Annotated in this window: 12 protein-coding genes; 9 read left to right on the top strand and 3 right to left on the bottom strand. The window is 49.6% G+C overall.

From position 1 onward, the window contains the following. Positions 1-91: 91 nt before the first annotated feature. Together dnaE and tilS are read left to right on the top strand one after the other, a co-directional pair. Positions 92-3,565, top strand: a complete 3,474-nt coding sequence (gene dnaE, locus DVO77_RS06605) for a DNA polymerase III subunit alpha (protein ID WP_119977788.1) — start codon at positions 92-94, stop codon at positions 3,563-3,565. Between the two features lies 1 nt (position 3,566). After that, positions 3,567-4,937, top strand: coding sequence for a tRNA lysidine(34) synthetase TilS (gene tilS, locus DVO77_RS06600; protein WP_119977787.1), 1,371 nt, complete (start codon positions 3,567-3,569; stop codon positions 4,935-4,937). A gap of 483 nt (positions 4,938-5,420) precedes the next feature. Here the strand turns inward: tilS and dgcS are convergent, their stop codons facing one another. Next, positions 5,421-6,299, bottom strand: a complete 879-nt coding sequence (gene dgcS / locus DVO77_RS06595; RefSeq protein ID WP_110458626.1) for a diguanylate cyclase DgcS — start codon at positions 6,297-6,299, stop codon at positions 5,421-5,423. A 290-nt stretch (positions 6,300-6,589) separates the two neighbouring features. On the opposite strand from dgcS, the gene DVO77_RS06590 reads away from it, so the two are divergent. Both DVO77_RS06590 and DVO77_RS06585 read left to right on the top strand, forming a co-directional pair. Beyond that, complete coding sequence (locus DVO77_RS06590) at positions 6,590-8,539, top strand: monovalent cation:proton antiporter family protein (RefSeq protein WP_119977786.1); 1,950 nt, start codon at positions 6,590-6,592, stop codon at positions 8,537-8,539. Between the two features lie 69 nt (positions 8,540-8,608). Beyond that, the gene (locus DVO77_RS06585; protein WP_119977785.1) at positions 8,609-9,448 is read left to right on the top strand and encodes an SGNH/GDSL hydrolase family protein; all 840 of its coding nucleotides are present in this window, start codon (positions 8,609-8,611) and stop codon (positions 9,446-9,448) included. On the opposite strand, the gene DVO77_RS06580 is transcribed toward DVO77_RS06585, so the two are convergent. Then, positions 9,435-10,559: a patatin-like phospholipase family protein gene (locus DVO77_RS06580; protein ID WP_119977784.1), complete on the bottom strand. Its 1,125-nt coding sequence runs from the start codon at positions 10,557-10,559 to the stop codon at positions 9,435-9,437. The genes DVO77_RS06585 and DVO77_RS06580 overlap by 14 nt on opposite strands. 449 nt (positions 10,560-11,008) lie before the next feature. Here DVO77_RS06580 and DVO77_RS06575 point away from each other — a divergent pair, with 449 nt between their 5' ends. Next, positions 11,009-11,668, top strand: coding sequence for a response regulator transcription factor (locus DVO77_RS06575; protein ID WP_119977898.1), 660 nt, complete (start codon positions 11,009-11,011; stop codon positions 11,666-11,668). 181 nt (positions 11,669-11,849) lie between these two features. On the opposite strand, the gene DVO77_RS06570 is transcribed toward DVO77_RS06575, so the two are convergent. Further along, on the bottom strand, positions 11,850-15,347 hold the full coding sequence (locus tag DVO77_RS06570; protein WP_119977783.1) for a hybrid sensor histidine kinase/response regulator: 3,498 nt from the start codon (positions 15,345-15,347) through the stop codon (positions 11,850-11,852). Between the two features lie 352 nt (positions 15,348-15,699). Between DVO77_RS06570 and DVO77_RS06565 the strand changes: the two genes are divergently transcribed. The 4 genes from DVO77_RS06565 (at position 15,700) to DVO77_RS06550 (ending at position 20,546) form a co-directional block, all read left to right on the top strand. Then, positions 15,700-16,740, top strand: a complete 1,041-nt coding sequence (locus DVO77_RS06565) for a DcaP family trimeric outer membrane transporter (RefSeq protein ID WP_119977782.1) — start codon at positions 15,700-15,702, stop codon at positions 16,738-16,740. Between the two features lie 157 nt (positions 16,741-16,897). After that, positions 16,898-17,695, top strand: coding sequence for an ABC transporter ATP-binding protein (locus DVO77_RS06560; RefSeq protein ID WP_110458688.1), 798 nt, complete (start codon positions 16,898-16,900; stop codon positions 17,693-17,695). Continuing rightward, complete coding sequence (locus DVO77_RS06555; protein ID WP_119977781.1) at positions 17,695-19,656, top strand: long-chain fatty acid--CoA ligase; 1,962 nt, start codon at positions 17,695-17,697, stop codon at positions 19,654-19,656. Before DVO77_RS06560 ends, DVO77_RS06555 begins: the two co-directional genes overlap by 1 nt. Further along, the gene (locus DVO77_RS06550) at positions 19,653-20,546 is read left to right on the top strand and encodes a branched-chain amino acid ABC transporter permease (RefSeq protein WP_110458633.1); all 894 of its coding nucleotides are present in this window, start codon (positions 19,653-19,655) and stop codon (positions 20,544-20,546) included. The genes DVO77_RS06555 and DVO77_RS06550 overlap by 4 nt, the downstream gene beginning before the upstream one ends. Positions 20,547-20,583 lie beyond the last annotated feature (37 nt).

Here is a 20,583-nt window from a genome sequence, read left to right as displayed (position 1 = left end):
GAAAGGGTGACGCTGTGTTTCGCTATGTGTTAATCTCGGTCTGTTAATCTCAATGGGCGCTTGCCGCCCAACTAAAAAGATACTATCAACTATGTCAGAACCTCGTTTCGTGCATCTGCGCGTTCACAGTGATTTTTCCATGTCCGACGGCCTCTCGAAAGTGAAGCCCATTCTAGCTAAGGCGACTGAGCTTGAAATGGCGGCGCTTGCCCTGACCGATAAAACCAATTTATGTGGTTTGGTCAAGTTTTACAGCGGCTGCCATGGGGCGGGGATTAAGCCAATTATTGGCACTGACTTTTCGATGTTGGTGCCAGGCTTTGACGACGAGTTTTGCTCGATTACGGTATTGGCCATCAACAATCAAGGTTATAAAAACCTCACCTTATTGATAAGCGATGCCTATCTACGTGGTCATGTACGCGACCGCGCCGTGATCGATCAAGAGTGGCTGATTAAATACAGTGAAGGGTTAATTTTACTTTCGGGGGCCAAAGATGGCGACGTCGGTAAGGCGTTGCTTAAAGGCAACAAAGGCCAAGTTGACTCCTTGGTGGCATTTTATCAGACCCATTTTCCTGAGCGCTATTATCTGGAGCTTATCCGAACGGGTCGCCCCGACGAAGAGCGCTATTTGCACATGGCGGTCGAACTGGCGGCTGAAAAAGACTTGCCCGTGGTCGCGACCAACCAAGTGGTATTTATTCAACCCGAGCAGTTTGAGGCCCATGAGATCCGTGTGGCGATTTCTGATGGCTATACACTCGCCGATCCGCGCCGCCCTAAAACCTACAGTAAAGAGCAGTATTTCCGCTCACAAGATGAGATGTGTGAGCTGTTTGCCGATATTCCTGAAGCGTTAGCAAACTCGGTAGAGATCGCCAAGCGCTGTAATGTCACAGTGCGCCTTGGCGAATACTTTTTGCCTAATTTCCCCACCGGCGATCTGTCCATCGAAGACTTTCTCGTTGACGTGTCTAAAAAAGGGCTTGAAGAGCGTCTCGAATTTTTGTTTCCCGACCCTAAGGTTCGAGCCGAGCGCCGCCCCGAATATGATGAGCGTCTCGATGTTGAGCTGACCGTGATTAACAACATGGGTTTTCCCGGCTACTTCCTTATTGTGATGGAGTTTATTCAGTGGGGTAAAGACAACGGTATTCCGATTGGCCCGGGGCGTGGTTCGGGAGCCGGCTCTTTGGTGGCGTATGCGCTGAAGATCACCGACCTTGACCCATTAGAATTTGACCTGCTGTTCGAACGTTTCTTGAACCCAGAACGGGTATCGATGCCCGACTTCGACGTCGACTTTTGTATGGACCGCCGCGATGAAGTGATCGATCACGTGGCCGAGCTGTATGGTCGTGATGCGGTATCGCAAATCATCACGTTTGGTACCATGGCTGCCAAAGCCGTGGTGCGCGATGTGGGCCGCGTGCTGGGCCACCCGTATGGTTTTGTCGACCGTATTTCAAAGATGATCCCTGCCGAGCCAGGCATGACGCTGGCTAAAGCCTTTGAGGCGGAACCTGCGCTTCCTGAAGCTTATAACGCCGATGAAGAGGTTAAAGATCTCATCGATATGTGCCGCATCTTAGAAGGGGTGACGCGTAACGCGGGTAAGCACGCCGGTGGCGTGGTGATCGCGCCAACGGTGATCACCGACTTCGCGCCACTGTACTGCGACTCCGAAGGGCAGAATCCGGTTACCCAATTTGATAAAAATGATGTCGAAACCGCTGGATTAGTGAAGTTCGACTTCTTGGGGCTACGAACCTTAACCATCATCGACTGGGCGCTGCAGATGATCAATCCGCGCCTAGAAAAAGCCGGCAAAGATCCCATTAGAATCGAAGCGATACCGCTAGACGATCCAGCCTCATTTAGGCTGTTGCAGCGTTATGAAACCACGGCGGTATTCCAGCTGGAATCTCGCGGTATGAAAGACTTGATTAAGCGTCTGCAACCCGATTGCTTTGAAGATATGATCGCCTTGGTGGCGCTGTTTCGTCCCGGACCGCTACAGTCAGGCATGGTAGATAACTTTATTGAGCGTAAGCACGGTCGAGAAGAGGTCTCCTATCCCGACTCTCAATATCAGCATGAGTCTTTAAAAACCCTGCTTGAGCCCACTTACGGCATTATTTTGTATCAAGAGCAGGTGATGCAGATTGCCCAGGTCTTGTCTGGTTATACCTTGGGCGGCGCGGATATGTTGCGTCGTGCTATGGGTAAGAAAAAACCCGAGGAGATGGCTAAGCAGCGCAGTATCTTTAAAGAGGGCGCAGTCAATAACGGTATCGATGGTGAGCTATCGATGAAGATTTTCGACTTGGTGGAAAAGTTTGCCGGTTACGGTTTTAACAAATCCCACTCGGCCGCTTATGCCTTGGTGTCGTACCAAACCTTGTGGCTTAAGACCCATTTCCCATCGCAATTTATGGCGGCGGTGATGTCGGCCGATATGGATAACACCGACAAGATCGTCACCCTAGTTGATGAGTGTGAGCGCATGGGCTTGCCACTGTTGCCACCGGATGTGAATAAAGGGCTGTTTCGTTTTACCGTGGATGACGATATGAACATCGTCTACGGCATTGGTGCCATTAAAGGGGTGGGCGAAGGCCCGGTCGACTCGATCCTCAAGGCGCGTGAAGATGGCCCCTTCATCGATTTATTCGATTTTTGTGCCCGTATTGATCTGAAAAAGCTCAATAAACGGGTTATCGAAAAACTTATCTGTGCTGGCGCCCTCGACACTTTAGGGCCACATCGGGCATCAATGATGGCCACCTTGCCAGAGGCCATTCGCGCCGCCGACCAACATGCGAAAGCCGAAGCGATTGGCCAGCACGATATGTTTGGCTTACTCAATAGCGAGCCCGAAGACAGCAAACAGCAATTTGTCGAATGCACCCCATGGCCCGATAAAGTCTGGCTCGAAGGAGAGCGCGATACCTTGGGCTTGTACCTTACAGGTCATCCGATTAATCAATATCTTAAAGAGTTGAAACACTACACTTCGGGGCGCTTAAAAGATGTGCATCCGACCGAGCGCGGTAAAACCACTAAGGCCGCTGGCTTGGTGGTCGCCACCCGAGTGATGATGACCAAACGCGGCTCTAAGATGGGCTTAGTCACCTTAGACGATAAGAGTGCGCGCCTAGAGGTGATGCTATTTACCGAAGCCTTTGAGAAATTTGCCTACCTGCTCGAAAAAGATCGTATCTTAATTGTCGAAGGCGAAGTCAGTTTTGATGACTTTTCAGGCGGCAACCGCATGACGGCACGTAACATTATCGATATGGGTGAGGCGCGTAGCCATTTTGCGCAGGCGGTAGAGGTGGATGTCGATGCCAGCGAAGTCGACAGTGACTGGCTCAACCGGTTTCATCAGGCATTAATGCCGTGGAAAGCGGGCGCGGTGCCCGTGGTGATTAATTATGCGCAGCCGCAAGCCAAGGCGCAATTTAAGCTGGGTGATGAATGGCGGGTTAATCCAACCGATGAGCTGATGCTGTCACTGGAGACCCTAACGGGCTCAGATAAAGTCAGGATCTTATTTTAATATGAGCGCCACCACTTGGCAGCCCGCAGAGCAAATTGCGGCATTAATCGCGCAGTTAACGCCACCGCCCGGTACTCAACTGGTGCTGGCCTACAGTGGCGGCGTCGATTCTGAAGTCTTGGCTCATGGTTTGGCTCAGTTTGCCAAGCGGCATCCCGAGTATCGTTATCTGTTGGTGCATGTGCATCATGGGTTAAGTGGCAATGCCGGGCGCTGGGCAACCCATTGCCAACGGCGCGCCTTAGTATACGGTTTACCCATTAAAGTTAAGCAAGTTGCGGTGAACACTGGGCCTAGGGTAAGCCTAGAGGCCGCGGCGCGCGACGCCAGGTACCACGCCTTAGCCCAAGAGTTAACGGCAGGCGATCTGCTATTGACGGCGCATCATCAAGACGATCAGCTAGAGACCTTATTATTGGCGTTAAAGCGCGGCTTAGGTCCCAAGGGACTGGCCGCCATGGGCGCAATACAAGCGTTTCATCAAGATAAGTGGTTGTTACGCCCCTTGCTCGATATTAGCCGGCAACAGGTCGAGCAATTTGCGGTCACTCACACCATTGAACATATCGAAGATGAGAGTAATTTAGATAATCGTTTTGACAGAAACTTCCTGCGCCTTGAGGTGATCCCCGCTTTGCGTGCGCGCTGGCCAGCCATTGCCGTCACTAGTGCTCGCAGCGCGCAGCTGTGCGCCGAGCAGCAAGCCTTGATTGATGACGAGGTAGCCTCTCGCTTACCCGCCATGTTGCAAGAGACTGCTAACGCAAGCAGCCCTGTATTAGATTTACGTTTGTTAGCCCAGCAATCAGCGCCGTGGCGCGCACAGTTATTAAGGGGGTTTATCGACTCTCTCGGGTTTGCCATGCCATCAGCAGCGCAGCTTAAACAGGTTCTGGTGCAACTTATTGACGCTAAAGAAGATGCTAAGGTCGAAATCAGGCTTAACGCTATGGTGTTACGCCGCTTTCGTCATCAGCTCTATATCGATAGGTATCAACCTCACGCAAAGTTAGCGCCAATTAACATTCGCCTTAGCGATGCCTTATCACAACATTGGCCAATAACGGACACTGCCTCATTGCAGGCTAAGCGCTGTTGTCACGGCGATCGCTTGCGTCTTCCTATGGCAGATGAGCGGGTGAGCGTGCGCTTTGGTGCGCCAGGATCGCTGCGGTGTCATCCCCATTTTCGAGACAAGGGACGCGAATTAAAAAAACTGTGGCAGGAGTTAGCCGTACCGCCGTGGATGCGCGATCAAGTGCCGCTTATCTATTTCGATGACCATCTGGTTGCCGCAGTGGGCTACTGGGTAGAAAAGCGATTTATTGCGTTGGCCGATGACGTAGGTCTGGTTTTTGAATTGCAAGCCTGAAACCGAGTTTCATCATATAGAATAAAATCTTAGGTGTTCATTGGGCGTAGCTCAGTGAAATCTGTTGGCGGAGTCAACACTAAGCAATGTTGTAAGTATTGCTGGCTTCTTGGCTCAAGAGCTTAACGATGACCATTTGCATCTTACCAATAAGTTTGACTTAACTTTAACAACATAGGTGTGTGGATTTTTAGTCGATGAGAAGATATTTGGGCGATTAAAGTCTGTGTTAAAAAGCGGCGGCGTATTCATGTAATGAGACTGGTTGCCTGAGGATGATGCCTCGGCAAATTGGGCAGTGTGCTCTTAAAGTAAATAATTTCATGGATGTAAAAGTTTAAAAATATTGAAAATCAATAGTTAAAGCGGCGCTATATCAGTTTTAATGAGTCGATGAAAAAGCCAGACATAAGGTGAGGCCTATCTGGGCACTGGGCTAGGGCTGCAAGATGAGATACCTGTTTTTATGCCAGATATCTCATCTTAAGCTGCAATCCTATAACAGCGACGGCCAGCGACTTTGGCATCATATAGGGCTTTGTCTGCACGTAGGTACAGGCTTTCTGCATTATCCAGTGATTGCCACTCGGCCACCCCTAAACTAGTGTAAATTTGTCGATGATGCAGTTGATTATTATGCTGCATCATAGTCAATATGCGCTGACAAATCAGGCTCGCCGCTTGTGCGTTGCCTTGCACTAATATGGTAAATTCATCGCCGCCGATACGAAAGGCCTGATCGCTATCACGGATCGCCTGGTTGATGGTTTGCCCGAATGTAATGAGCGTCTCATCACCAATGTGATGGCCGTACCTGTCGTTAAGCATCTTAAAATGATCTAAATCTAATACGATCAATGATAATGGCTCGCTCTGGCGAGTGGCTCTGGCTAGGGATTGCTTTAGGCTTTCCATGTAATAACGACGATTACCTAGTTGAGTTAATGCATCATACATCGCCTGTTTAGCCATCTGCTCATATTGCGCCGCATTATAAAGCGGACGCACTAATAATGCCTGTAGCTGATACAGTAATTCAGTTTGCGAATTTAGCATCGGCGCATTGAGACGATATTCAATAACAGCACAGCTCTCTTCAATGGGCAGGTGTTGCTTTATGTGCAAACCTTGCTCACAGCCCCAGCTTAGCTGATACTCTTTAAAGTGCAGTTTTATGCCGTTGATAGGCAAATATTGGCCGACGATCGCGCCGTAACAACTAAACACCTTTTCTGGTGATAAATGCAGATGAAGCTGTTGCATTATGGTCACCATATTAGGCAAATTCGTACCAGTATGCCGATAGGCCGGCTGGTAACGATATTCACTGGGTGAGAACTCGCTAGTTAAGGCAAAGTCCATGTATTAACTCCACAAAATAATGGGACTAGAGATATGCTTAAAAGTAAGCAATTATCGTGCCTAAAGCTCTAACTAATAATTTATCTATATTTGTCATCCAGTTACCTTTGTTGGTTAAATGTAAATTATTGGGCGTCAGGTTTTTGACAAGCTCAAAAAACCCTGACAAGGTAAGATGTGCGAGTGTCAATATCTCGTATCAGGCCTCATCAATGTTCGATATTTTATCGGACGGATCGCGTCATTGCGTTGTCATGTGGGCAGGAAGGATTAGCTGATTTGGAGCCCCAATGGAACATAGCTTTCTGATTAAAATTTTATTGATGCTCATGATCGCGATTGCCACTATCGCCCTGTTTCGCCGTTTGGGCTTGCCAGCTATTTTGGCCTACTTAGTGACAGGAACCCTTAGTGGGCCATCGGTATTTAATTGGTTTAGCCAACAGCAAATTCATTCTGTGGCCGAGCTTGGCGTAGTGCTGCTGATGTTCTCTTTAGGATTAGAGTTTTCTTTACCACGCCTATGGGCGATGCGTCGCACCGTATTTGGCCTTGGCAGTGCACAGGTGCTCGTAACCGTTTTACTTGGTATGTGTATGAGTTTGATGCTGGGGCTGAGCGTCAATGAGTCGATTATTGTCGGCGCTGCCATCGCCTTATCTTCCACCGCCATAGTACTCAAACTGCTCAACGAGCAAGGCTGGTTGCGTCGTCGCCACGGCGAACTGTCGGTCAGTGTGTTGTTGTTTCAAGATCTTGCCGTTGTCCCTCTATTGATTTTAATGCCGTTATTGGCCTCAGACGGAGAGCCGTTAACATGGCAAGCCATAGGCCTTGCCATGTTAGAAGGGGTATTCGCCTTCATCGCCCTAATGGCCTTTGGTAAGTGGGCACTGCCTAAGTTGTTTGATGAGGTCGCGCGCTCACGATCCAATGAGCTGTTTGTATTATCGACCCTAGTGGTGGCGTTAGTGACCGGCGCTGTGACTCAATGGCTGGGGTTATCCATGGCCTTAGGCGCGTTTATGGCGGGGATGTTACTTGGCGAAAGTCAGTACAAACGTCAGCTCGAGGCCGATATTCGTCCCTTTCGAGACTTATTGATGGGGCTGTTTTTTATCTCAATTGGTATGCTGCTCGATTTTAGTCTGGTGGTTGTTTTTTGGTGGCAAGTGCTACTGCTGGTGGTGGCGGTCATCATTGCTAAGGCATTAATTGTTTATGGCTTACTTCGCGCTGCTAAGGAGTCGTTTCGCACATCGGTGGCCAGCGCGATCAGTTTAGCTCAAGTGGGCGAGTTCAGTTTTGTGGTGCTCGCCCTGGCGGTCAATTACCAGTTATTGGAGATCACGGTGAGCACTAAGCTGGTGATGGTGGCAGTGCTGTCGATGGCCGTCGCGCCATGGTTAGTTAAACACAGCGTCGATATTGCGCGGCGCTTACAGGGCGGTAGACCTAAGAGTGACATTGAGATACAGGGCATACCGCCCATGGAGCATAATAAAGATCTCGTGTTGATTTTAGGCTACGGCAGGGTGGGGCAAACCATTGCCCGCTTTATGAAAATTGAAGCGATCCCCTATTTGGTGCTCGATCTTGACCCCACGCGGGTCACAGAGGCTCGCCGCGCTGGGGAGCCTGTGTATTTTGGCGATGTGGCTAAACGAGCGATTTTAAAACAAGCGCAAATTCGCCAAGCTAAGTTAATCGTTGTGGCTTTTAGTAATGCGCAGGTGTTAGATGAGGTATTGCCTTTGTGCCGCCAGTTGGCACCCGATGCCAACATTTTAGTCAGAACGCGCGATGATGAAGGCATGGAAGAGCTCGAGCAAGCCGGTGCCAGCCAAGTGATCCCCGAATCGCTCGAGGGCAGTTTAATGTTGGTGTCGCAGGTGCTGTATCAGTGTGGTGTGCCACTGACGCGCATATTTAAACGGCTCGAATATGAGCGCCGTAACCATTATCAATATCTGCACGGTTTTTTTTCAGGAGAGGAGACCGACTTCACCTTGGAGCTACTGCATGCGGTAGCGCTGCCCAAAGGGGCTCAGGTGGTGGGACAGACCTTAGCCGATATTCCTTGGCAGACGCTGCGGGTAGAGTTACGTGCAGTAAGGCGAGCGGGCGCCGAGGTAGAAAGCCCAGATCTAACCTGGCTTATTAGGCCCGGCGATATCTTAATTTTGCTTGGAAAACCAAGACGCATCGAGAAGGCGGAGCATTTTCTACTGCAAGGCTAATAGACCGCACCTTATCAGTTGACCCAAGCACCCTCAACCTTATCTGGGGCATGGAAAAAGGACAATACAATGCAACAAGCTTTAGCCAAACTCTTATTGCCTGTGCTGGCGCCAATGTTAATGGTGCAAGCCTTGTGGCTAAAACGCATTATGCCAAGGCTACCTGAAGCTAAGGGGCCGCGCGAAGGACTTATCGATAAAGGAGATCAAGAGGCAAGCATAGAGGGGGCAAATTTAGCCGATTTAAGCATGCCGACATCTGTGTGCACAAGCCCAAGTGACTTACCCCCTTCGGGGGTAACAACCATAAACTTGCTCATCTTAGGCGATTCTGCGGCGGCGGGGGTTGGCGTGGGCTCACAGCAACAGGCGCTTAGCGGGTATTTAACTGCGCGGCTGAGCGAGCATTATCGTGTGCGCTGGACCTTGCTTGCTCGCAGCGGCTTAACCACAAATAACACTTTAACCCATCTGAGCGGTGAGTCTTGGCAAGCCAGTTTACGCCAAGGACAATATGATGTGGTGTTATTGTCTCTTGGAGTGAATGATGTACTCAGCCCGTTAAGTGTGACGAGATGGCTTAGCGCCACCGAGCGTTTACTGAGTCAACTTAGACAACACTCGCCCAAGGCACAGCTGCTGCTCACCCCAGTACCGCCCTTGGGGGCGTTCTTGGCCTTTCCACAGCCCTTACGCTGGTTTGTTGGGCAACGAAGTGATGAGTTTAATCGGCGATTGCAGCAAGTGATCGACGCCCAAGCTGGCTGTCAGTTGCTGTCGCTGCAATTGCCTTTAAGTGCCGATTCACTGGCCCTTGATGGATTTCATCCGAGTGAGTCGAGTTATCGCCTGTGGGCTGAGGTCGCAGCGCAGCAGATGCTTGCGCGGCGAGGTATTAATCGAGATTAAAAAATGCCTTAATCTCATCAACCTGACACATGGCATCTTGATAGCCCAAATTGATTAAGGCACTGCAATAGGGCTGCTCAAACAGCAGGTAAGAGACAATACTGGAATCCGATTGCTGATTAATGCCGATAAGGCGCAGTAAGGTGCGCACCGCCAGTGGCATTTTATGATAGTACTGCGCGGCAATTTGGCTTAAGTCTTCGCTAGGCTTGATCACTAAAGTATCGATAGGTTTGAGTGAAGCTTGTTGGCGCGCCGCTTCTGGGATCAAACTTAAGGTACTGTTAATACGCTGCAATCGCTCTAAGTCACTGTTGAGGGTATCGGAGAATATGGTGTCTAATAGATGACCCGCAATCGTTGCTGTTTTTGGGTGGTATTCCATCTCTTGGTGGGCTTGTTTATGTGGGCTATCTAAATTAATCACCATGATTTTTTTCGCCCCCAAATGAATGGCGCTACTCAGTGGTGCGAGTTGATGCACTGAGCCATCACCATAGTAACCTCGATTAAGCTTTATCGAGGGAAACACTAAAGGGATCGCTGCACTCGCCAGTAGATGCTCAGTATTTAAATGTGTGCGTTGACCACCGCGGCGGGCTCGATTCCACTCCTCAATTTGGCGACTGGCTTGAAAGAAGGTCACCGAACGCGACGAGTTATAACAAGAGGTGTCAATACTTAGGGCGTGCAGGGCGCCATTGGCAATATTTCTGTCAATACGAGCAAAATTAATCACTTCATTGAGTAGGCCACGTAGCGGTTCATTATCAAATAGGCTGCCAGGTTCAGGGTTGATGCGTTCATCTTGTAAACCCATTAACGCCATTTTAGCCAGATGCGAAAACACGCCGGTAAATGACGCCCGGTAAATCATATGGGTATTAAAATGACGCCAAATCCACTCGAGTTTACGCACGCCAAGATGAAAACAGGAGGCGTGAGTCGCAATAGAGGTGCCGTTGATCGCACCGGCCGAGGTACCACAAATGATCTTAAAAGGGATGCCATGGTTGCGAGGATAAAATTGCACTATCGCCTTGAGCACACCTATCTGATAAGCGGCCCTCGCGCCCCCACCGCCCAAGACTAACGCTGTTGTGTCTGGCAAGTTTGCCCCTTAATATCGCTAAGCTACTATCTTATTAAAAACAAATATTATTTTTAAATTATCTCTGGCAATCGTGTTGATAAAATATGCACTAGGTAATCACTTTGTTATCAGTCAAGAATATGTGAGAGGCTGTGGATGTTCAAGTCTAGCGACCCTTTTTATGGCGGCAAGCGGTTGCCGTGCCGTCATGTCGGGGCAGTGATCCCCCCAACGTGTGGTGCGTTGGGTAAGTGGTGGCTCTAACATAAAAAGCGGCGAATATCGTCTAGTTAATAAGTCTATATTTACCTAGGGTCAAAAATGTGTACCAAGGAGAGGTATCTGCCTATCTCTTTGTAATTGATATGTTAAATGTAAAGTGGTGTCTGCTTTGTTGCCAACTGGGCAGATTTGATAATATCGGAGGTTGGGGTAGACTGGAAAAATGTACATTTGAGGGATTAACCATGTTACAGCCACTAAAAATAATAATAGCTGATGACCATCCACTGTTTAGACAAGCATTAATCAATATCTTAACCAGTCAGTTTGACGGCGTAACCTTGTTAGAAGCCGAAAGCGTGGGTCAGCTCGAAGCGCTGTTAATGGCCCATGATGATGCCGACCTGCTGTTATTAGATCTTAATATTCCTAACGCGCATGGTTTTAATACCTTAGTCAATATCCGTAATAGTTACCCGCAAATTGGCGTTCTGGTGATCTCAGGCCAAGAAGATAAGGTAACCGTGGGCAAGAGCATCTCCTTTGGTGCAGCGGGCTTTATCCCTAAGTCAACGGCGGTCGATGAGATGGTCAAAGCCATCAAGGCTGTGCTAGCGGGTCAGCAATGGATCCCTCATGGCTGCGGCGATTTAGCCTCGGTTACCTTAGACAGTATGAGCAGTAAAATTGCCAGTTTATCACCGCGGCAACACCGCATTTTAATGATGTTTGCCGATGGCCTACTCAACAAGCAAATCGCTTACGAGCTGGGTTTATCTGAAGCGACCATCAAGGCCCATGCCAGTGCGATTTTCCTTAAATTAGGCGTCCATACCCGCACTCAAGCGGTGATTGCCATGAGTCAGTTATATCTGGATCAGACGCCGCAACCTGAGCAGGCCTAACGACCATGGGAGCGACTAAACAAGCAACTACGCAAACATGCGAAAGTGGAGCGTTGCTCAGTCAGACAGTCACTGCCCAGCAACCCAACCATTCGCTAGTCCTAGCTTTGTCTTAGGCTAGAGCCTCTTGCTGAAGCTCCTTGGTTAAAGGTCCTTGCCTTAAGTCTCTTGCTTCGAGACCTTAAGGCTCTCGTTCGCTGGTGACATAATTAGTCGATGTCGGCGCCGAGTAGTTATTGTGCAGGCTGCTCGCTAATGTGGCGCTCATCACCGCGCGCAGTGCGATGGGTTTAATAATTTTGCGTAAATACCCATAACCTAGGGATTTAGCTTGTAATACCACGCTTTCATCTATGGTGGCAGTGATCAGCACCGCTGGCACAGGATGGGGCGATAGGGCTTGTAGCTGACTCATTAAATCCAAACCATTTTGGTTATCATCGAGTTGATAGTCCATCAACACGATATCGATATTGGCAACATATTGTTTAAAAAGGGCTTTGGCTTGCTCAGGCGTCGATGCCCCGTAGACTTGGCAGCGCCAGCCTGCCAGCAACTCTGTCATGCCCTTGAGCACATTAGGGTCGTTATCGACCACTAAGACATGCACCCCATTGAGGGTCAAAATGTCTGCCTGAGTGGCCATTGTGGTGTTGGGCTGTGCGCAGACCGTTTGCACCGCCAAACTGAAGATGCTGCCGCTGCCAACCTCGGACGATAAGGTTAGCTGATGTTGCAGTAATCCCGCTAATCCTTGAGCAATGTTTAAGCCTAAGCCTAAGCCGTTAACGCCATCATGTCCCGAATGCTGCAAGCGGGTAAACTGCTCAAAAATCATTGCCTGTTTGTCGGTCGGGATCCCAGGGCCATCGTCGACCACTTGCACTAAGACGCCTGTTGATTGCCTGCGACACCCCAGTACTATTTTGCCATTACCCGCATACCGAAACGCGTTGCTAACCAGGTTTTGTAATATGCGTCTGAGTAACACCTTATCACTGCAAACCCACACCGAGGTGTTAATCAACTTGAACTTGACCTTAGAGGCCGCCGCCATGGCGCTAAATTCTTCTTTGAGCGAGTCCAGCACCTCTTGCAGGGCGAAGTCGGTAATTTCGGGCACTATAGTGCCACTTTCAATACGGGATACCTCATTAAGATCCAGTAGCAGTTCGTTAGCCACCTGCAGGGCATTATCGATATAACCTATTTGCTGTTTTTGTTTGGCACTGAGCTGGCCATTTTGCACAAAGGCGGAGGAAAATAATCTGGCCGCCGACAGGGGTTGTAGGAGATCATGGCTGCACGCCTTGAGGTATTGGCTTTTTTTCTGATGAGCTTGCTCCACTTTTTTCAATGCCTGAGCCAGCTCGGCGTTGGACTGAGCCAGCTGGGCGTTGGCCTGCTCCATCTTTTTGGTGCGCTCGTGGACTCGGGCTTCTAGGTCGAGGTTTTTCTCTTTGAGCAGTTTTTCCGCTTCTCGATAGATAGTAATATCGGAAAAAATCATCACAAAACCGCCATCGGGGATAGGGTTGCCCTGAATGCGAATGGTTTTGCCATCGGGCTGCACGCGCTCTGTGCTGTGATGGCTGCCTTGACGTAAAAAGTTCAGCCGCCGCTCTACCTGTTCATCGAGATTGGCAATATAACGTTTACCCACGCTGAGGTTATATTCGATAAGTTGGCTCACCGGGCAACCTATGTAGATCAGGTCGTCCGGATAGTTAAACAGATTCAAATAGTGTTGGTTCCAGGCCACTAGTTTGAGATCTCTGTCGATCACCGAAATCCCTTCACTGGCATTTTCAATCGCGCTATGGAGTACCGAACGGCTAAACTCCATCCGATGGCTGGAGGCGACTTCTACCAATTGGGCCACATCTTCAATGGCAATATCGCGGCCATTGAGGGCATAAGAGAGCACCAAGCGCGCGGAGGCTGAGCCCATTACGCTGGCAAGCATGTTCTCGGTATAGAAAATCAGCGCCTGGTTATGGGCATTTTTATCGACAATGGGTTGGGGCTGACATGCAAAAAAATGGTAAAAGCCTTGGGCGGCCTTATCTTTACCCACAAAGCGAGCCACTAAGAGTTCAAGCTCGGTCGGATTGACGTTTTTGGGCACCTCTTGCTGTAATTTATCCAGCTCAGGTCGCTCAATAAAGTGGGCGATTTGCATCTGCTCATGCACGCTTTGGCGGGTAAAGGAGGATACCAACCAGATAGCCATGATATTGACAAACAAGCCCACTAAGGTCGCCATGGTCGTCATGGAGTAGTCGCTGCCAGCAAAGGGGTGAGGATACAAGCCAAGCTGTGGCAGTAAGTTCAGTGTCAGCCACAAGCTGAAGCCTGCACTTATCCCCACCAACACGCCAATTAAGGTCACACGACGCCATAAAAAAGCGGCAATGAGTGCGGGGCCAATTTGCGCGATGGCGCCAAAGGCGACCTCTCCTAGCGATGATAAGGTATCGGGAGGCGCGATAAGGAACATGCCATAGCTCATAAATATCACCACTAATACTAGAGCTTTACGTATATTGAGCAGGTGTGAGCGAAATTTATGAAAGTCATCGCTGTGGATATTGTTGATCTTAAATAGGGTGGGAAACACCACTTCGTTGCTGAGCATGGTACTCAGGGCTATGGTCGAGATGATCACCATAGAGCTGGCCGCCGAAATTGCCCCAAGAAAGCTAAATAAGCCTAACCAAAGATCGCCGTTAACCGTGGGTAAAAACAGCACATAAGCATCACTTTGTAACGAATCCCCATAGAGAATATTACCCGCCTGCCCAAGCGGCGTGGCAAAAAAAGCAAAGACCAACACATACAGCGGAAATGTCCAGCGGCTCCATAGTGCGTGTTTTTGCTCTTTTAGCTCCACAATCAACACCTGAAACTGGCGCGGCAGACACAAAAACGCCGACATTACGATAAACAGTAAGCCAAACATCGAAATAATATTGGGGTAGGCAAATTCTGTGGTGATGGGGGAGATCGCGCTGGCCTGACGCCATATCTCTAGGGGCGAATCAAAGAGAAAAAAGGAGACAAAAATCCCTATGGTGAGATAAGCGATAAGCTTGACTAGGGATTCAAAGGCAATCGCCAGCATCATGCCGGGGTGGCGCTCAGTGACATCGATGGCCCGTACGCCAAAGATAATGGTAAAACCGGCCAAGATTAAACTCACCACTAGACCCAACTGCCACGATGATAAGAGGTGGTCTTGGCGCAAAATTTCATAGGAGTTAACAATCGCTTTTTGCTGCAAGGCAATATAGGGCAAGGTGCCGAACAGGGCGACTAAGGTCACCACTACTGCTAATAGCGGTGATTTACCAAAGCGGGACGCGAGTAGGTCGGCAATCGAGGTAATATTGAGCCGTAAACAGACTCGTATCACCCGCTGAATAAAAGGCCAGGCGAAAATAAACAGTAAAATAGGCGCAATATACACAGGTAAGTAAGCAAACGAGTTGTTAGCCGCTTGCCCTGCAGTCCCCAGAAAGCCCCACGAGGTGCAGTACACCCCAAGAGACAGTGAATAGATTATTTTATGTTGCTGTTTAAACAGCTTATCGCGGTATTTGTCACCGATAAATGCCATCAAAAAAAGCAAACCGATATAGCTGATGCTGATGGTCACTAAGAGCCAGTTAGGAAACATGGTAGCGCTAAACCTATTGCGGCGCAGTGTTGTGGCAAAGGTGCCCACTGCTGTGATTGTTATGCAAATTAACTTATCACATTTTCTCCTCTGTGCATCACTTATGGGCTACCGACTTAAGTCTTAACGGGCAGCTCTCGTTACCCTTTGACGGTGCGTGCGCTGCCACAGACTTTTGTCTTACGACTGATGGTCTACCCCCTCTTGATTAACGCTTTCTGATTACAGCTTAGTGTCTAATCCCCATGATGTAAGCCATGGGATCTAAGCCCTGTGCATTAATACCTATTCCCAATTGAGCCCCCAAGGTTATTTCTCCATCTTGGAGGCAGACTAAACAGGGGATAAAAAGATGCTCACTTCAACCATAAAAAACATCACGCTTGCCACTTCACTCTGCCTCGTGGCGGGTTCTACCGCTGCCGCATTTGACTTTGAGGTCGGCGACGAGGGTAAGTTGTCATTTGGTGGTTATCTCAAAGTCGATGCGCGCTATGTGTCTGGCGACGTTGCCTATCGTGACTTTTGGATAGGCTCGGGTCAGCCGCTCGCAGACAGTGCGAATCAATTTAAGATTTTCGCCAACGAGTCACGCTTTAATACCAAATATGTCCATGGCGATGTGATGGGCTTTATTGAGATGGATTTTTATGGTGGTGGCGGTAACGAGGTGGTGTCTAATTCGGCCAATCCGCGCCTGCGTCATGCCTTTATCAATTACAAAGGGCTGACGGCGGGGCAAACCTGGACCACCTTTATGAACACCAGTGCCATACCTGAAACGGCCGATTTTGCCGGTGCCACCATAGGCTTGGCGTTTATTCGCCAAGGGCAAGTGCGTTACGAGATGGGCGATTTCCAAGTGTCGATAGAAAACCCAGAGAGCGTGGGCGGCGATACGGCTAATGACGATCTGCCCGATGTGGTGGCCCGTTATAACGTCAAAGGCGACTGGGGTAATGTGTCGTTTTCGGCTCTAGGCCGCAACCTTAATACCACAACGGGTAACAGTGAGACCGCCTTTGGTGGCTCTATCGCCGGCGTGGTTAACACCTTTGGCAGAGATGATTTTCGCTTTCAGGTGCACCTAGGTGATGTAGGGCGTTATGTGGGGGTGGGCGCAGTGCAAGATTTGGTCGGTGAAGAAGTAGAAAGCACCACCTCGTATTTAGCGGCCTACCGTCATTATTGGACCGACACCCTCAGAAGCACCGTGCTTTACGGCTACCTTGAAACCGATGTGAGCAACATTGAGCGCAGCCAATGGAGCGTTAACTTATTCCAAAATCTCACGCCAGCGTTAGCCATAGGTGTTGAGGTGGGCAATTTTGCCATGGATGATCAAAACGTCGATTCAGACTATGTGCAACTGTCTATGCGCTACGCCCTCTAGACCCACCACTTGGCGAGGCGGCTATGGCCCCTCGTCATTTTTTTAACATCAGTTTTGACACCACAATACAGCGCTACAAGTTAAGTGAGCTAGCGGGTTGAGATAAACCGCGCTGCGCTCAAGGCGAGATAAGCGTTTTTTTAAAAGGAGTATGGGTGTGACAGAGACCATTTTAAAAGTCGAGCAGATTTCACTGGCATTTGGTGGCGTTAAGGCGCTAACCGATGTCAGCTTTGAGGTCAATCGCGGCGCCGTCTTCTCCATCATTGGCCCTAATGGTGCGGGCAAGACCTCGATGCTTAACAGCATTTCAGGCCGTTACCGCCCGCAGCGGGGCTCGATTCATTTTGACGGCCAAGATGTGACCCACATGCGTCCTAACGATCGCGCCGACCTTGGCATTGGGCGCACTTTCCAAAACTTGGCGCTGTTTGGTCATATGTCGGTGCTCGACAACATCATGGTTGGGCGTCATCACCTGATGAAAAATAACTGGCTGACGGGCCCGTTGTACTGGGTATCTCCGGCACAAAAAGAGGAGCTGAGTCATCGCCGCCACGTCGAGGAGATCATCGACTTTCTCGATATCTCCCATGTGCGTAAATCTGTCGCAGGCACCTTGTCATACGGGCTGCGCAAACGGGTTGAATTGGCGCGCGCAATTGCACTCAACCCCAAGTTGATTCTGCTCGATGAGCCGATGGCAGGCATGAATCTGGAAGAGAAAGAGGATATGGCGCGTTACATCCTCGACTTAAATGAAGAATTTGGCATCACAGTGGTGATGATTGAACACGATATGGGCGTGGTGATGGATATCTCCCACGAAGTGATGGTGCTCGATTTTGGTAAGCGGCTTATTTGTGGTCTCCCCGATGAGGTGATGGCCGACGAGCACGTAAGACAGGCTTATTTAGGGCTTGAAGACAATGAGCAATTAAAAGAGGTCGTCTAATGAGTAGGTCAAATCAAGCAGCGCAATCCTTTGATATGGGAAGCATGGATACCTTTCCCAAGATCTTGCGCCATAATGCCGCTAATTGGGGCGCCGATATTGCCATGCGTGAAAAAGAGTTTGGCATTTGGAGCGAGTTTAGCTGGCAAGATTATCACAATCGCGTCAAGTGGATGGCGCTCGCATTTAACCATTTAGGCATTACAGCCAACACCACCATTGCCCTACTGGGTGAAAACCGCCCCGAGTGGGTGTGGGGCGAGGTGGCCGCCCACGCCTTATGTTGTTACTCGCTGGGCATTTACCAAGACTCGATGCACGAAGAGGTGGCTTATCTGCTTAATCGCAGTAATGCCCAGGTGGTGGTGGCTGAAGATGAAGAGCAGTGCGATAAGTTACTCGAGCTGGGCGACCAGATCCCGTCGGTAAAATACATTGTCTATTGCGACCCAAGAGGCATGCGTAAATATGACGATTCACGCCTGATCAGTGTGGAAGAGATTTACCGCATTGGTCAGGAGGTGGATAACACCTCACCGCGCCATTATGACAACTTAGTCGATGCCGGAAAGGCCGACAACATCGCCATCTATTGCACCACATCGGGCACTACCTCTAAGCCGAAAATTGTGTTGCTGCAAGGCAGTAAATTTATCGACCATTGCTGCTCCTATTTACGTGCCGATCCAAGGGCACCTGGTGATAACTATGTGTCGGTCTTGCCGCTGCCGTGGATCATGGAGCAGGTATACGCCGTGGGGCAGGCATTAATTGCCCGGCAAATCGTTAATTTTGTGGAAGAGCAAGAGACCATGATGGCGGATCTACGCGAGATAGGCCCAAGTTTTGTGCTGCTCGCTCCCCGTGTGTGGGAAGGCATTCTTGCCGATGTCAAAGCACGCATGATGGACTCCACCCCCTTTAAACAAAAGCTGTTTAACTTTGCCATGGCGCGTGCCGAACAACGGCTGACGCAGGGCAAACGTTCTCAGCTTGCCGATTGGCTGTTGATGAAGGCACTGCGTGATCGCTTAGGGTTCTCGTTTTTAAAATCGGCAGCCACCGGCGGCGCCGCGATGGGGCCAGATACCTTTAAGTTTTTTCAAAGCATCGGCGTTCCGCTGCGTCAGCTCTATGGGCAAACCGAGATGTGCGGCGCTTACACTATTCATCAGTCAGATGATATCGATTACGACAGCGTCGGGGTCGCCTTTGATACCGCCGAACTCAAAGTGATCAACACCGACAGCGAAGGGGTGGGTGAGGTCATCGCCAAAACCGTTGGCATGTTTAACGGGTATTTAGGTGATGATGAAGCTTATCAGGAAGATGTCAAAGATGGCTGGATGCACACCGGCGATGCCGGTTACTTCAAGCCATCGGGCCATCTGGTAGTGATTGACCGCATTAAAGATCTGGCTAAAACCAGTCACGGTATCCAGTACTCACCACAATATATCGAAAACAAACTCAAGTTCTCCTCCTTTATCGGTGAGGCGGTGATTTTGGGCAAAGATAAACCCTATTTGTCGGCGATATTGTGTATCCGTTTCAGTATTGTCGCCAAGTGGGCCGAGCAGCAAGGCTTGGCGTTTACCAACTACACCAATCTGTCGAGTTTACCTGAGGTGTATGAGCAGCTCAGCCTTGAAGTGCAGCGGGTCAATGAAACCCTGCCAGATGCACAAAAAATTAATAAATTTATTTTGTTATATAAAGAGCTCGATGCCGATGACGGTGAGCTAACCCGTACCCGTAAGGTGCGCCGTGGGGTGATTGCCGACAAGTATGGCGACATTATCGACTCGATTTATAACGATGAGCCCCATGTGGATATCGACACAGTGATCACCTTCCAAGATGGCACTCAGTCGCGGATCAAAACCCAACTTAAGGTCGCCACCTTGGTCGATGGCCCTACGGCTAGCGATGCCAATGTCACGCAAAGGAGAGCATCATGAATTTCGAACTGTTATTACAACTTATCATTAACGGCCTGATAGTCGGCCTGTTGTATGGGGTTGTCGGCATGTGTTTTGTGTTGGTGTATAAGTCGACCCAAATCGTCAACTTTGCCCAAGGTGAGTTTTTGCTGGTGGGCGCGTGGGTCTGCTGGGCATTTTTAACCTACTTCCAGTTACCTTTTTTCTTAGGCTTTATATTAACCCTCTGTTTTATGGCCGCCTTTGGCGTGTTACTGCAGATGATAGTGCTGCGCCCCATGATTGGCGAACCGATAATTTCGGTGATCATGGTGACTATCGGCCTGTCGATTTTCTTCCAGTCGTTAACCAAGTGGATTTTTGGGGTGTCGCCCCAGAGCTATCCGCAGGTGTTTGATACCCAGTCGGTGGCCATCTTTGGCCTCAATATCGAATTTGCCTACTTGATGAGTACTGTGATTGCACTGTTGATCATGGTGAGCTTCTTTCTGTTCTTTAAATACTCTAAGCATGGGTTAGCCATGCGCGCCACGGCGTTTGATCAGCAGGTTGCACAAAGCCTAGGCATTTCGGTTAAGCAGGTCTTTGCCATGAGCTGGGGCATTGCCGCCACCGTATCGGCCACCGCAGGCGTGGTGATTGGCATGGTCAACGGGGTATCAGACTCACTCTCCTCTATCGGCATTAAGGTGTTTCCTGCGGTGATCTTAGGCGGGCTAGACTCCATTGTCGGTGCCATTGTCGGCGGCGTGGTGATTGGCGTGCTGGAAAACGTGGCCGAGTTCTTCGACAGCCAATATCTGCATATCGGCAACATGTACGACATCGCCCCTTTTTACGTGCTGCTTATCATCTTGTGGTTTAAACCTTATGGCCTATTTGGCACCCGTGATATTGAACGGATCTAGAGGATAGCATTATGAATCAACTATTTGAGATTGACCT

It is taken from the genome of Shewanella algidipiscicola, assembly GCF_003605125.1.
GTDB lineage: Bacteria > Pseudomonadota > Gammaproteobacteria > Enterobacterales > Shewanellaceae > Shewanella > Shewanella algidipiscicola.
The sequence above is the reverse complement of the archived record's forward strand: the minus strand, read 5'-3'. Positions and strand labels throughout refer to the sequence as shown.